At 47.4% G+C, this 13845-nt stretch carries 7 protein-coding genes; 2 read left to right on the top strand and 5 right to left on the bottom strand.

What is annotated here, in order from left to right; genetic code table 11:
* Window positions 1-61: 61 nt before the first annotated feature.
* Complete coding sequence (locus ACLWBB_RS06640; protein ID WP_413290828.1) at window positions 62-1321, top strand: MFS transporter; 1260 nt, start codon at window positions 62-64, stop codon at window positions 1319-1321.
* On the opposite strand, the gene ACLWBB_RS06635 is transcribed toward ACLWBB_RS06640, so the two are convergent.
* Window positions 1278-1793, bottom strand: a complete 516-nt coding sequence (locus ACLWBB_RS06635; RefSeq protein WP_413290827.1) for a DUF1269 domain-containing protein — start codon at window positions 1791-1793, stop codon at window positions 1278-1280. The genes ACLWBB_RS06640 and ACLWBB_RS06635 overlap by 44 nt on opposite strands.
* Window positions 1794-1942: 149 nt before the next feature.
* On the opposite strand from ACLWBB_RS06635, the gene ACLWBB_RS06630 reads away from it, so the two are divergent.
* Complete coding sequence (locus ACLWBB_RS06630) at window positions 1943-2650, top strand: L,D-transpeptidase (RefSeq protein ID WP_413290826.1); 708 nt, start codon at window positions 1943-1945, stop codon at window positions 2648-2650.
* A gap of 65 nt (window positions 2651-2715) precedes the next feature.
* Here the strand turns inward: ACLWBB_RS06630 and ACLWBB_RS06625 are convergent, their stop codons facing one another.
* The 4 genes from ACLWBB_RS06625 to ACLWBB_RS06610 all read right to left on the bottom strand — a co-directional run bounded on the left by ACLWBB_RS06625 (window position 2716) and on the right by ACLWBB_RS06610 (window position 13666).
* Complete coding sequence (locus ACLWBB_RS06625) at window positions 2716-3477, bottom strand: ZIP family metal transporter (protein WP_413290825.1); 762 nt, start codon at window positions 3475-3477, stop codon at window positions 2716-2718.
* A 33-nt stretch (window positions 3478-3510) separates the two neighbouring features.
* Window positions 3511-3951, bottom strand: a complete 441-nt coding sequence (locus ACLWBB_RS06620; protein WP_413290824.1) for a Dps family protein — start codon at window positions 3949-3951, stop codon at window positions 3511-3513.
* 115 nt (window positions 3952-4066) lie between these two features.
* Window positions 4067-5002, bottom strand: a complete 936-nt coding sequence (locus ACLWBB_RS06615; protein WP_413290823.1) for a hydrogen peroxide-inducible genes activator — start codon at window positions 5000-5002, stop codon at window positions 4067-4069.
* Window positions 5003-5053: 51 nt separating this feature from the next.
* A complete protein-coding gene (locus ACLWBB_RS06610; protein WP_413290822.1) occupies window positions 5054-13666 on the bottom strand; it encodes a tail fiber domain-containing protein in 8613 nt (2870 codons plus the stop codon).
* Window positions 13667-13845 lie beyond the last annotated feature (179 nt).

The raw sequence follows: 13845 nt of genomic DNA, 5'->3' as shown, positions 1-13845 counted from the left end.
TCTGCTTTTTAGCCTATTCTAAGTCTGAAGCTCCTATCTCGGTTTCAGTTAAGGACTTAGCATGTTCTCTCGTCAGGAAAAAATTCTTCTCGCTATTCTGGCCTCGATTCAATTTAGCTCTATCGTCGACTTCATGATCATGATGCCGCTGGGTCCTCAATTGATGCGGATGTTTGCAATCAACCCGCATCAGTTTGGCCTTCTCGTTTCTTCTTATACTTTCTTTGCCGGCGTTAGTGGATTTGCGGCATCTTTCTTCATGGATAAATTCGATCGCAAAAGAAGTTTGCTCGTATTCTTCTTAGGTTTCAGTATCGGCACCATAGCTTGTGGTCTTTCACCAACTTACGAAACTCTTCTTGCTGCTCGCGGATTGACTGGAGTGTTTGGCGGAGTCTTGGGGTCTTTGGTAATGTCGATCGTCAGTGATGCCATTTCTTACGAACGCCGTGGCAGCGCCATGGGTGTGGTAATGACTTCGTTCTCTCTGGCATCGGTCTTAGGGGTTCCTTTAAGTCTGTTTTTAGCAAATATCTGGGGCTGGCACTCTCCGTTCATCGTGCTTGGTGGATTGGCGCTCCTTCTTTGCGGGGTGATTGCGAAAGCTGTTCCTCCGATGCGTGCACATCTTAGTGGCCAAACGAAAGAGCCCATTCATCGTGCTGTCACACGCATTCTACAAAATCCAAATCAAGTGAAGGCATTGATCTTCATGTCGACGGTGATCTTCGGACACTTCGCAATTATTCCTTTTATGTCTCCGTCTTTGGTCTCAAATGCAGGGCTGACAGAAGCACAACTGCCGCTAATGTACATGTGCGGTGGACTCTTTACGATTTTCACCTCGCCATTTATCGGTCGCTTGGCCGATCGTTATGGTAAGCACAATGTCTTTTTCTGGGGAGCTCTGCTAACCATCATTCCCTATTTTACGATCACGCATCTAGGACCCACGCCTTTGTGGATTGTTCTCTGCCATACCTCATTTATGTTCGTCGTTTCTGGTGGCCGAATGATTCCGGCATCAGCGATGGTTTCCGGCACATCGACAGCACAAACTCGCGGAAGCTTCATGAGTATTGTCAGCTGTGTGCAACAAATGGCATCGGCACTCGCAAGTTATATTGCAGGTGTTCTGATTACAAAAGATGCCAACGGACACTTGGTGAACTATGAGATCGTCGGTTACATTGCAATCGTCACTACGTTTGTAGCGCTTTATCTTTCAAGACGCATTGAAACTGTCGAAGGTGCTCCGCCAAAAAATCCTGGATCTGCTAAAGCTGCAATTCCGGACTCCGGCGATAGTCTTCTCCACTAAAGAGCTCTTGCAGTTTTTTCTCCTGATCACCTGAAAGGGACGTGTATAAAATGCGTCCCCCATGTCGGCCAACCTCGGGAATTGCGCGATCTACTGTGGCGTCTCGCACATACAGAAATAGTACTGTATTCCCAGCATCCACTTCCGAAGAAAGATCTTTCATAAAGCTGTCATTCAACCCGACATCTGTAAGCGCTCCACTGAGGGATCCAGCAATGGCTCCCGCAACAGCTCCGATTCCTGGCACCATAAAGAAGAGCCCCACAAGGGCTCCTAAGAAAATGCCGTTTGCAGCACCGATCAGTGGCAAATTGAAGGCTTGTTGTAACTTCACTTTGCCGTTTTCTTTTTTCTCAGCAACACAAGCATCTATAAGATCCAGTAGCCCCATGGATTGCAGACGGTTCACAGTCTCGTAAACCTCTTCAGCAACATCTTTGTTGGGATAGACAATGGCAATAATCGTCGACATAGAGCTTCCTCCATGTTCGCATTCTTGCACGAAAAGTTTACGAACTCTTGAAAATCTTCCTCTTTATATGAAACACACAGCGAATGTTCGCGAAGCCCCGGGAATACGCTTGAACGTGATGTGGTCCAACACAAGCACAGGAGGTTTTTATGATTGCCCGATTCTTGCTGTCTGTTCTTTTGCTAATGAGCACACACCCTGCCGCGGCCAATGAAGAAGTCGACCTTGATGAGCTTATGACACCGAATGAAATCACCAGCGAACTCACCGATGAGTTTTTAACCGAAGATATCACTGAGGAAAGTACCCAGTACTCTCCGCAAATAGAGCCGCTTTCTCCGGCACAAATCTATGACTACTATGGCGTGAGTGTCTATAGTGAGTTCCCCGTCGTGATGGTGATCAGTAAAGGATCACAACATGCAACGGTCTATCATTATGGAAGTGCCGTCAGAAGTTTCGCGGTCTCTACAGGACGTGAACGTTGGGAGCGCGCAAAATCTGGCCGTACCTACTTCACAGGAACACCGACGGGCTGGTTCTCTCCGAAACGTTACATCCGTGATCACTGGTCGACCACTTGGGAAGCCAACATGGAGTATTCAATTTTCTTTAATGGCGGTATAGCAGTGCACGCAACCACTCCGGACCACTATAAAGAACTTGGAAGAAAAGCCTCTGGTGGTTGCGTGCGCTTACATAAGACCAATGCGGCTTGGTTCTGGAATTTGTCTCGCTCGCACATGCGAGCAACAGTTCCTTACTTCACTCGCAGTGGGCATATTCTAAAAAACCGTGACGGCAGCATTCGCCGCCGCATCGGCAATGGTACGCTCTTTATTGTGACTTCCTATTAATTATTAGAATGAAATTCTGTCAGAACCTCCCGATCGCAATGGTCGGGAGGAACAACGGGACCTATCTACAAGCTTAGTAAGCTCATCGACGCCATCAGCACAAAGCCAAGGGCGAAGGATTTATTAGTGAACACCTTCCCAGGATGTCCCTGAGTTTGCGCCCACAGTTCTTTGCTCGATACAAAGAGCATCGCTCCACCGGCAAAGGCCAGCATGTATGGCAAAGCTTGCATTGTCAGCGTAGTCACGAGGCCTCCGACAAAACCGCCGAAGAACTCCATAGCACCAGTCAAAAAAGCCCCTAACAATGCTCTTTTAGAACTCATACCCAAACTTTGAAAGGCCAAAGCCGTCATCAATCCTTCAGGCAAGTTTTGAAAACAAATCGAAGCCAGGATTGTAATCCCCGCTTTCATATTTTCAACATTGAGACTCGCCCCAGAGGCCAAGCCTTCTGGGAAATTGTGAATCATCATCGCAGTCACAAAGAGCCAAGATCTAACGGCAACTTGAGATTGATCTTCGGATTTCCCAGTTTGCATCTGGGCGATACGGCCACCTAAATGACTAATGAAGAAAACCCCCGCAAACAAAGCCGCAGAAACTCCAATAAGACCGCCCAAAGCTTCGAACGAAATACTCTTATAAGCTGGCAGGATCAGTGAAAACGCCGACGCTGCCAACATCATCCCGAGCGTGAAATCCAGACTTACGAACTTCCACGGATTTTTAGTTCCCTGTTTTTGGTAGAGGCTTGGAAGGGCCCCGGCACATGTGGATAAACAGGAGATCAAACCACCAAGGGTACCTAACAACAATGAACTCATAAGGCCCTCCCAAGCTTGATAAAAATTAGTTACTTATCTATGGCTGCGGATCATCCAGGCGGCTTTTTGGTGGAAAGAGATCAGCCCGTCATAGATGCTTACACTTGTATTATCCTTGATTTCGTCGGCCTGAGCACGGAATTGCTCGAGTCTTTTCACTATGCTTTCATGATCATCGTTCAAAATCTCGATCATTCTCATTGCGTTTACACGATCAGCAGGAGCCTCTTCCACTTTTGAGATTTTCAAGAATTCGCGATAACTTCCAGGCGCTCTTTCGCCGAGGGCGCGAATGCGTTCAGCGACCTCATCTACTTGTGCCGCCAAGAAAGTATATTGTTCTTCAAAAAGTTTATGAAGCGAGTAGAACAAAGGACCTTCTACGTTCCAGTGGAAGTTTTGAGTTTTCAACATCAACAAATATTCTTCAGCAAGAGTTTGCGAAAGAGCAGTGATTGCATTTTGGTTTTTCATAAATTTCTCCTTGGTGTACGTTCGGTTTAGTTTTATCTACCTGTTTATACACTTAGTATCGGAGAAACCTATTATAGTTTCCAATTCTATATAACTATTTAGTTATAGGTTTTACCTATAACGGGATATTGAGACGTTTTAAACGCTGTGGGGCAATTTTAAGGTCTTTAGGAAGACTTAAAAGGATTGATTCCATAAGGGCCTCTAAGAGCCTTTCCCGAGAGAAGTGCTGAGAATAAACCAAGCTTACCTCGCGACTTGGAACTGGCGCCACAAAGGGTTTTAGAAGCTTAGAGTGCTTGATCTTTTGGGTCGCAAGACTTGGCAAAAGCGTGTACCCCTCGCCGCTTTCGACGAATTCTTTGAGGGTTTCAAGGCTGCCGCTTTCAAATTGCACAAGACGCTCAGTGCCGCTTTTGCGATTCTGACACAAATACAGGCTCTGCTCGCGGAAACAATGGCCCTCTTTTAAAAGATAAATATCGTTCTGAGAAAGATCTTTGGCCTCGACCGTTCTTTGCTTAGCCAACGGATGCCCTTCAGAAACATAGACTAGGAACGGCTCTAGAAAGAGCGGCTTTTGTACCAAGGTCACATCTTCTAACGGAGTCACGACGAGACCCAAATCGATTTGGCGTGAATGAATCTTCTCGGTGACCTGCTCTGTTTGCAGTTCCTCGATGATAATTTTGAGCTTCGGATTTTGATCAGAGAATTTCTTTAAAAACAAAGGCAAAAGATACGGAGCCAATGTCGGAATCACGCCTAAAGTGATTTCTCCTTGCAAGTCCCCGCGGGTCTCATCAATCAAGTGAGAGATTTTTTGTGACTCTTTTAAAGTCACCAAAGCTTGTGCAATGATTTGTTCCCCAAGTGGAGTTGGCTGTACAGGCTGGCGCTGACGATCGAAGATTTGAACACCCAGTTCTTCTTCAAGCTTTTGAACTTGTTGACTCAAACTTGGTTGGGTCACATGGCAAGCTTCCGCGGCCTTCAAAAAGCTACGATATTGAGAAACAGCCACAATGTAATTTAATTGAGTCAGAGTCATGGCAAAAAGTATGGCACACAAGACTTATGACTTCAAGCCGCTCTAGGACCCTTAATTCGAGGCAGGAACCCGTTTTTGGGAACAGAATTGTTGTTTGCCCAACTCACACAAGGCTTCTTTCATCGCTTGATTCTCGGCCTCAAGCTGTTTGAATTTTTCATCGTGCGCCGTGATCTTAGCGTAAAGAGCTTTTACAGACTCAACAAGAGGAGCCACTAAATTACTATAGATCATAGACTTCATGCCGTCTTTATCTGTTGTAACAACTTCTGGGAAGATGGGCTCAACTTCTTGAGCGATGAACCCAACTTGTTTTTTACCTTCAGGATCACTTTTGAATTTATAGCTGACACCATCAAGCTGCAGAATCTTATTCAAAGAATCATTCAAAGGTTGAATGTCTGTTTTCAAACGCACATCCGAAGAATGCGTCCATCCTGAAGTGGTATATCTACCATACGTGCTTCCGTTATACACCACGAGTTTCTCGTCAGGCCCGTTGGTACCAATTCCCAATTTTCCTTCAAAGAAATTGAGCTTATTTACCCCACCCGCATAAAGGCCATAGTAAGTCCCGACGGTACCTCCAGTGGATGGCGCAGATAACATCAAGTCGTACATTGTTCCGATACTTCCTGTCATGATATGAGGAGAAATCTGCATCCCAAATGCTACATTTGTTTGCGGTGCTGTCGCACTCCCATTGTAATGCCCATACTGAATAGCGAGGCCCGCGAGACTCTCCAAAGTCCCTGTGTCGACTCCAGTCATAGTAAAGTTTCTCATCACATTCGCTCGCATTCCCAGCAAATAACCGGAGTCTGTCACGCCAGCCGCGACCCTCTTCGTGATGTTGTTTTCCAATCCGATGCTATAGTAAGTCCCACTTGCCGTGATATCGCCTTTAAACAAATTCTCGACAGCGAAAAGCGATGCATTTGTAGGAGTTGCGCTTACTTGAAGACGAGCAGCTCCAGTTGGGACCATCCCAACCCCGACCAGTCCTCCGTTTGGGTTCAGTGCTAAATCAGCAACTCCACCAGCAGTAGTTAAACCTTGGATCATACCAATGCCGCCCACAACCGTTGATCCAAGACCAACCCCATTACTTGTATTAGATTTCCTAAACCATCCCGCGTAGCCATTTCCATTGTCTTTTTCAACCATCAAACCTACTAAAGGATTCGTGGTCCCGATCCCAACATCTCCACTATTATCAATTCGCATTGACTCACTAAGAGTTGCACCGGTCGTTGCTTTTTTAGTGGCAATAGCAATCCCACCATATGTCCCACTTCCATCCGCACCAAGCCCAATCCCTGCGATACTGGCATAAGCAGATGCTCCGGACGCTGGATTATTCTTAAAAACAATTTCCGGCCCTGCTCCTGCAACCAAGAGACCACCGTCAGAGAGTGTTAAACCCACTTCACGGTTACCGTACGTTAGTGCTGAAACGTTTCCACCACCCACATGCAAAAGACTGGTAGGGTTCGTGATTCCGACACCGACATTCCCATCATCGGCGACGCGGACTCGCTCTACAGGAGACGAAGAGTTATCTGCCGTGGTGTACACTGACATGTAAGTTCCGCGATTGGCCTCTGTGAAAGTTTGCGACGCAGAAAATTCAACATAACCAGTCGAGGAAGAACCAAAACTAGATGCCCCATAACCTCTTGCATACAATCCACCCAAAGTATCATTTGCTTGTACGGCTGCTGGTGCTGCCGCAGTTCCACGCGCGCGATATAGCATCACATTGCTGCCTTGGCCTGCCGTCGCACTGTAAGTATTTGCACGAATCGCAGAGCCATCTGTCGTCGCCACATCCAACTTATAACCCGGAGTCGTCGTGCCAATACCCACTTCTCCCGAAGGTTCAATTGTCATTGCTGTTGCACCGTTAGACTCGAAACGGAAATCATAGTTGTCATTTGTACCGATGATCAAATGCGCGCCAAAAGAGTTTCCGTCTTTCACAATCCCCGTCGAAGTTGTTACCGGCGAGACCCAAGAAAGCACTCCTGAACCGTTGGTTTGCAATACTTGGTTTGCAGTTCCATCCGCAGCGGGTAAAGTCCAAATACGATCTGTAGTAATCGCATCTGGAGCTTTGAAACCTACGTAGTTAGCGCCAGGTGAACCAATTTCATACATGCGAATTTGACCACCATTCCCTGCAGCAGCGCTGATAGAGCCTGCGGCAATCGCACCACCTTGAACATCAAGGCGATTGCCTGTTTGCGGAGACGTTGTCCCAACACCTAGGTTGCCAGAAGCATCGATGCGCATAGACTCGGCGTACGACGCCGAACCGGTTTGAATACCAAACGCCATCGCGGGGCTATAAGTAGCTGCACCGGTCGTCGATACAACCCCGATGTATGCATTTTGCGCTCGAGATGAAGCATTTGTCGTTGTCATCAACAGATGAGTATGTGCGCCGTCAGCGACGCCCGTATTTTTTATCGAAACATAACCGCCAGCCCCACTTGGGTATGCAAATCCGGCGGTCGAAGCATAGACGGTCGTGCTAATATTGGATGCCGTCACTTGGTTGGTATTCACAGTTCCTGCAATGCTCGCACCGCCATTGGCTGAGAGGACGCCATTTGCGGTCAAATTGCCCGAGGTATCAACTCGAAACCTACTGGCACCACCGAGCTGAAGATCGATCAAATTTTTTGTGCCACTTCCCGCTGCGGTTTGGGTTAAGTTCATGAATATTCCAGTATAACCCTGAGTACCCGATCCATTGACTGTCGGAAGAATTTTAAATCCGTAGTCGATGCCAGAAGAAGATGTTAACAAAGGGTCCATTTCCAGCATGGCTCCCGGGGCTGTCGTCCCAATACCGACATTACCATTGGCAAGGACGGTCAAACCGCTGCCTGACGTTGAATTCGATTGAATTCTTGCGATAGTTCCACTTGTCGAAGCGCCAGTATTTGCAACTTGCAACAAACCGTTTGATGAGTTGAGTGAAGCATTTGAGGTTGTCAGATTTAAAAGAGAGCCGGTTGTCAATGCGTTGGCACTGATTGACAGTGGACTTTGAGTCGTCGCTGTTGACCAGTTCCAAGTTTGCGCAAAGTTCAAGCTGTCGATAGTGTTTGTTGATGTTGCCGCAGTAATTGCAGAAAGGGCGCCGCCACCGGTTGGAGCATTAACCCAAGAAAAGTTTCCGGAAGCATCCGATTGCAGAATCTGATTTACTGCCGGAGCTGCTGCTGGAAATCTTAAAGAGTAGTTCGCGGTCGTCGCCTGCGCTAATAGATCGACGGTGCCAGAAGTAGTGCCTTTAATACCATAACCGTAAGCCTCGATGGTGCCTGTACCGTCTGTTGAAACAATTGTATTTGAAGTTCCTGTAGTTGTCTTAACAACTGTGACTGAACCCGTATTAGAAATCGCAGAAACATCACCCGACAGAACGCGTGCTTCAGGTCCACCCGATGCATTCCCCACCCAAATATTTGTAGCTACCAAGCTCGGAAGACTTGCTGCCGGAGTCGCCCACACCAAAGTGCCAGAACCATTAGTTTGTAAAAACTGATTTGCGGTTCCTGCAGCACTTGGGAACGTCAATGTTGTATTAGTTGCGGTACTTGGATATCGAAGAGACACAATACCGGTGCTCGCACCGCCGATATCAGCACCTTTTGTTACTGCCACTGATGAAGCTGTTAATTGCAAGATTTTACTAGCAACAGCAGTTTGAGTTTTATCAACCGTCGCAACACCTGCATTGGTGATTGTAACATCGCCTGACATTGTGACTTCGGCTGCTTTGCCAGAAGCATTGCCAACCCAGATTTTTCCATTGGCTAGGTTTGCCGTATCCGAAACTGCACCGATAGCCCCAGTCCAAGTTAGAACTCCCGCACCATTAGTGGTAAGTACTTGACCATTTGTTCCGACAGTCGTTGGTAGTGTCAGCGTATAACTTGTGAATGAAGCTGGCGCACGAATCGAAGCTTGGCTACCGCCATATGTGGCATTCACATCTAAACCTGTAGAACGTGTTACGCCACTAACATCTAATTTTGTCGCAGGAGCCGTCGCGCCAATGCCGACAAAATTATTGCTATGAATACGCATGGTTTCTGCGTAAGCGGTAGAACTTGTGGTTTGACCAAAAACAATCGCTGGAGACCACGCACCTGCACCAGCCGTAGAAACAGTCCCGATATATGCATATTGATCATTCGAGCTCGTGTTGTAGGCGTTCATTTTAATGTAGGAAGCTGTCCCGCTGGTATCTTGCCAGTTATTCACTGAAAGACTTACGCCACCTGCTGGAACTTTCAAAGACGCCGATGAAGTTGCATAGACCGTACTTTGAGAATTCGTCGCATCGACACCCTTGGTGTTAGCAACAGAGTTTGCATCAAGTTGCAAAATCTTATTCGCAACAGCCGTCGTAGTTTTATCAACAGTCGTCACACCGGCATTGTCCATAGTGACGTCGCCACTTAAAGAAACTTCGACAGGCTTATTCGAAGCATTACCAACCCAGACTTTTGAATTTGTCAAAGCGCTTGCAGCAACATTCGTAGCCGCTGTGGTTTGAGTTGTACCGTCTGGGAATCGATATCCTCCAGATGTTGATTCAATAGTTCCCGCGACCGACAACGGATAACTCGGACTTGGCGTATTAATTCCCACGCGCCCTTGAGAGGTAATGCGAACATGTTCATTCGTCACACCTGCTGCCGCCGTCGAGAACGTCATTGCTGAATTTGCATTTGCTAGTGCGCCTGTTTGGTTATTCTCCCAAAGCGCGCCCAAGAAACCCATTGCTGTTGTGTTATTGGCATTGTCGTATTCGCCACTAAATGCAATCGAGCCACCAAAACCAGCACCTGGCAATGTAGCGCTGCTGCGAGTACGAGTCAGAGACAGAATATTATGAAACCCATCAGAGTCGTCAGTGCGTTTTAACCCTGCGATCGTGGCGCCTGTACCTACGATATCCAAAGGTTTGTTCAAAACAGAACCCGCGCCGATACCGATGTTACCACTTGAATCAATCGTCAAACGAGCGGTGTTATTCGTCAGCAAAGTTAAGTTATTCGCATCACTCGATCCCAAAGAGACCGCCCCAGCCTGCCCGCCTTTCATTACAAAAAGAGTCGCAGGATTAGTTGCCGTCGCAACATTCGAAGCGTTCCCTACCCATACTTGTCCGTTGGCCAAGGTCGAAGACTGTTTGTTATTCAAAGCTGCGTACTCGGCGTTACTCAATAGACCTGCCGTGACGGTCCCTGCAGAAGAAGCCATTGGGATATTCAAGGTATGAGTGTTCGTTGCAGAGTTAAAAGCTGGAGAATTTCCAGAAGTACCGATGGCAAATGTTTGTGTCGCAGAAGTTAATCCGTTTAAGTTGGCGACACTCGCGCCCGCAACACCCAACAACTTCACGGTTGAACCGTCGAAGTATTTGATTGTGCCTGAGTCATACCACATTTGACCAGCAACTGTACCATCAGTACCGTTTGCAGAAAGACCGAAGTACTTATTCGCAGCCATGGAGATGTTGCCAGCATTCGTAATGTCTTGGCCACCCATATTGATAGCGCCAGACATAGTGCCACCAGCAAGTGGAAGCTTCGTCGCATCATTAACAGTAACACCCGCCCAAGATAAAACACCTGAACCATTTGTTTGCAGAAATTGCCCTGAAGTTCCCACAGTTGTTGGCAATGTTAAAGTGTAACTTGTAAATGCACCTGGAGCGCGCAAAGAAACCTGGCTTCCGCCGTAGGTCGCATTCACATCAAGGCCCGTTGTGCGAGTAACGCCGGAAACATCAAGCTTCGTCGCAGGTGTTAATGCGCCAATACCGACAAAACCATTAAAATAGTTTTTTGCCGTTGAACTTTGTTGATAGAGACTATAGTGATTTGAAACAGTCCCACCACCACCGGTACCGGCACCGATATAAAGATCATAAAGATTGGTGATCGTTCCTCGGCGATAGTTGGCATCTAATCTAATCCCGTACAGATTCGTCGTTTTGGGATCCGCAGCTGTATTTACAGCAAAGTGTCCGTATTGAAGAACAGCGCCTTCAAGGTTTGTCAGAGTTCCATCGTCATCAACACCCAGTTGCGCATTTCTTTGCGCCGCGATCCACGAACCACGCACGGTTCCTGTATTCGTAACTCCGGTCGCGACGGCCTCGTTGACACGGGAGTCGGAGCCTATCGATGTATAAGCACCGTCCACCGTTGATTGCGACACAGCTCTGGTTACAGCCATGCGTTTATCAGGATTATTGATAGTCGTGTCTTCAATAAAAAGTTTGTAAAGTGGATCTGCTGTACCGATCCCTATATTTCCATTTGGCTTGATCGTCATCGCTGTTGCGCCGTTTGCTTCAAAAGAAAAATCGTAGTTATCGTTCGTTCCGATAACTAAGTTAGAACCAAAACTATTGCCGTCTTTTACGATACCTGTTGCCGTTGTCACGCCATTTACCCAAGTGAGGTTGCCAGAAGCATCGGATTGCAAAGATTGACCAGCGCCAGGAGCTAAGTTTGGCAATGTTAAAGCATAGTTTGATGTCACAGCAGATGGTTTTAGAAGAACTGTTCCGCTGACTGAACCCAGCATTCCTAGGCCATAAAGGTTTGTAGTACCAAATGCATCAAGAGCTACGATCGTATTTGCTGTACCTGTCGTTGTACGAACAACGTTTGCCACTCCCGAAGAGACATTGATCCCCGACGTCGCAGCATTTGTATCAAATTGCACAATCCCTTTTGCAGCGTAAGAGGCATCAACAGCAGTCCAACCACCAGTATCATTGCCTGGCTCCCAAGTTTTTGTAGTGTCATTCCACTTCATCACTTGGCCGTTAGTAGGCGCTGCTGCTGCGGAAACTTTCCATTTATCAGCGACAGAATCAAAGAAAAGCACTTGACCCATGGTCGTAGCTGCAGTGGCATCCAGAGACTTTCCTTTGATAGCAGCTAAGCTAGTCGCGCCAGCATTGTCGATAGAAATATCACCCGTCAAAGTACGAGCCTGGGCTGCGCCCGACGCATTACCAACCCACACATTAGCAGACGCCAATGCGCTAGATTGTTTTGCATTGAGGGCTGCGTATTCTGCATTACTCAAAAGACCCGCAGTGACTGAACCAGAGGCTGAAGCCATTGGGATATTCAGTGTATGCGTGCTTGTTACAGAATTAAATGCAGGCGCATTGCCTAAAGTGCCGATTGCAAAAGACTGAGTCACAGCAGAAAGACCGTTCAAATTAGTGATACCAGCGCCAGCAACACCCAATGATTTAACAGTAGAGCCGTCGAAGTATTTGATAACTCCGCCGTCATACCACATTTGACCAGCAACAGTACCATCAGTGCCGTTAGCAGAAAGACCGAAGTATTTGTTAGCAGCCATATTGATGTTGCCAACGTTATTTAAATCCTGACCACCCATATTGATAGCGCCACTCATAGTGCCGCCAGCAAGAGGTAACTTCGAAGCGTCATTAACTGCAGCTGAAGTAACAGCAGTCAAACGACCTTTAGCATCGTAAGTGATAACTGGTACGTAGCCAGAAGTTCCAACTGGGCCACCAGCGGTGATTGTCGACGACAAAGTCAAAACTCCGGCATTTGAAAGTGTCGCATCACCACTCACAGCACGAGCTTGTGCTCCGCCAGAAGAGTTCCCGACCCAAATCGCGCCGTCTGCTAAAGTATTTGCTTGTTTCGCACTAAAAGCAGCGAAGTCACTTTTATCCAAGTAACCGTCAGTCGAAGAATCCGCTTTTGAAATAGAAATTGTTGGCGTCGCACCGCCTGAGCTTGCGATCGGCGCTGTCGCTCCGACACTAGTGACCGACCCGCTGCCCACTGCTTGTAATGTCCAAGTCGTTCCGTTAGAAACCAAAACCTGTCCGTTGGTCGCAGGCCCTGCAGGGAGTGCTTGTCCCAACAACGTCGTTAGCTTGTTGTTACCAGAAACTAAAGTAACGTCACCCGATACCGGCAAATATGCCGCGAGTGGATTTTTCACCAGTCTCCAGAACTCTTCGTACTGAACTTGCGTCAATGCATTGTTAGGAACCGAGCTTGCCGCTACATCCGTTGGATTGATTTTCAATAACTCGCCCGAGCCAAAACCATTCACCGCATAAGCTTGCAAAGCAGCAGGCACTGGATTGATTTTCAAAACCGGCAACGCTTGATTCGGCCCACCGTCGACTGTGAAAAACACCGAGAGCAAGCGCCCCACATTGGGCTCGGAAGAATTCGGAGTGTAGATACCTGTACAACCATTGGCTCCGCCCAGGCCGCTGTAGCTTTTGACGTTATCAAAAACGTCTCTCATCGTCTGTGGACCTGTGACGCTGCCGTTAAAAAGAGCCGTTGCTGCAACAAGCGAGGCATCATTTGCGCCAATGTCGATCGAGAACGTCCCAGAAGACGCGGATAAATCCAACTCGCGTTGTTCTGTATAGAGCCAACATTTTCCAGTGGGTTCGTAGATCGTTAAAGTGAAGCGTACCGAATTAGCGACGACAGGGTTTCCGGCAGCGTCTAAAATACGCCCGGTATACGTAAAATTGCCGCCAGCGTAAGCATTCATTGCCACGAAGAAGGCCGTCCACAACAACAGAGTTTGCCCTACAGTCCATTTCATACACGATTTATCGGAACTATCCGACAGGTCTAAACGCCAACAAACAAAGGTATATGGAACTCAGCGTAAGAATTTGAGGTCCTTTCGCAAAACTGACTCACTATATCTCGTTGCGAAAAAATAGCCGTTTCTTGACCGCTTTTCCGCACCAAGCTAGCTTGAGCTGTTTATTGTACTTG

The sequence above is a fragment of the Bdellovibrio sp. HCB337 genome, assembly GCF_047302465.1.
In the GTDB taxonomy this organism is placed as follows: domain Bacteria; phylum Bdellovibrionota; class Bdellovibrionia; order Bdellovibrionales; family Bdellovibrionaceae; genus JACMRP01.
The sequence above is the reverse complement of the archived record's forward strand: the minus strand, read 5'-3'. Positions and strand labels throughout refer to the sequence as shown.

Coding starts and splice junctions, on each gene's coding strand:
- ACLWBB_RS06640 (WP_413290828.1), top strand. CDS start 62: ATGTTCTCTCGTCAGGAAAAAATTCTTCTCGCTATTCTGGCCTCGATT.
- ACLWBB_RS06635 (WP_413290827.1), bottom strand. CDS start 1,793: ATGTCGACGATTATTGCCATTGTCTATCCCAACAAAGATGTTGCTGAA.
- ACLWBB_RS06630 (WP_413290826.1), top strand. CDS start 1,943: ATGATTGCCCGATTCTTGCTGTCTGTTCTTTTGCTAATGAGCACACAC.
- ACLWBB_RS06625 (WP_413290825.1), bottom strand. CDS start 3,477: ATGAGTTCATTGTTGTTAGGTACCCTTGGTGGTTTGATCTCCTGTTTA.
- ACLWBB_RS06620 (WP_413290824.1), bottom strand. CDS start 3,951: ATGAAAAACCAAAATGCAATCACTGCTCTTTCGCAAACTCTTGCTGAA.
- ACLWBB_RS06615 (WP_413290823.1), bottom strand. CDS start 5,002: ATGACTCTGACTCAATTAAATTACATTGTGGCTGTTTCTCAATATCGT.
- ACLWBB_RS06610 (WP_413290822.1), bottom strand. CDS start 13,666: ATGAAATGGACTGTAGGGCAAACTCTGTTGTTGTGGACGGCCTTCTTC.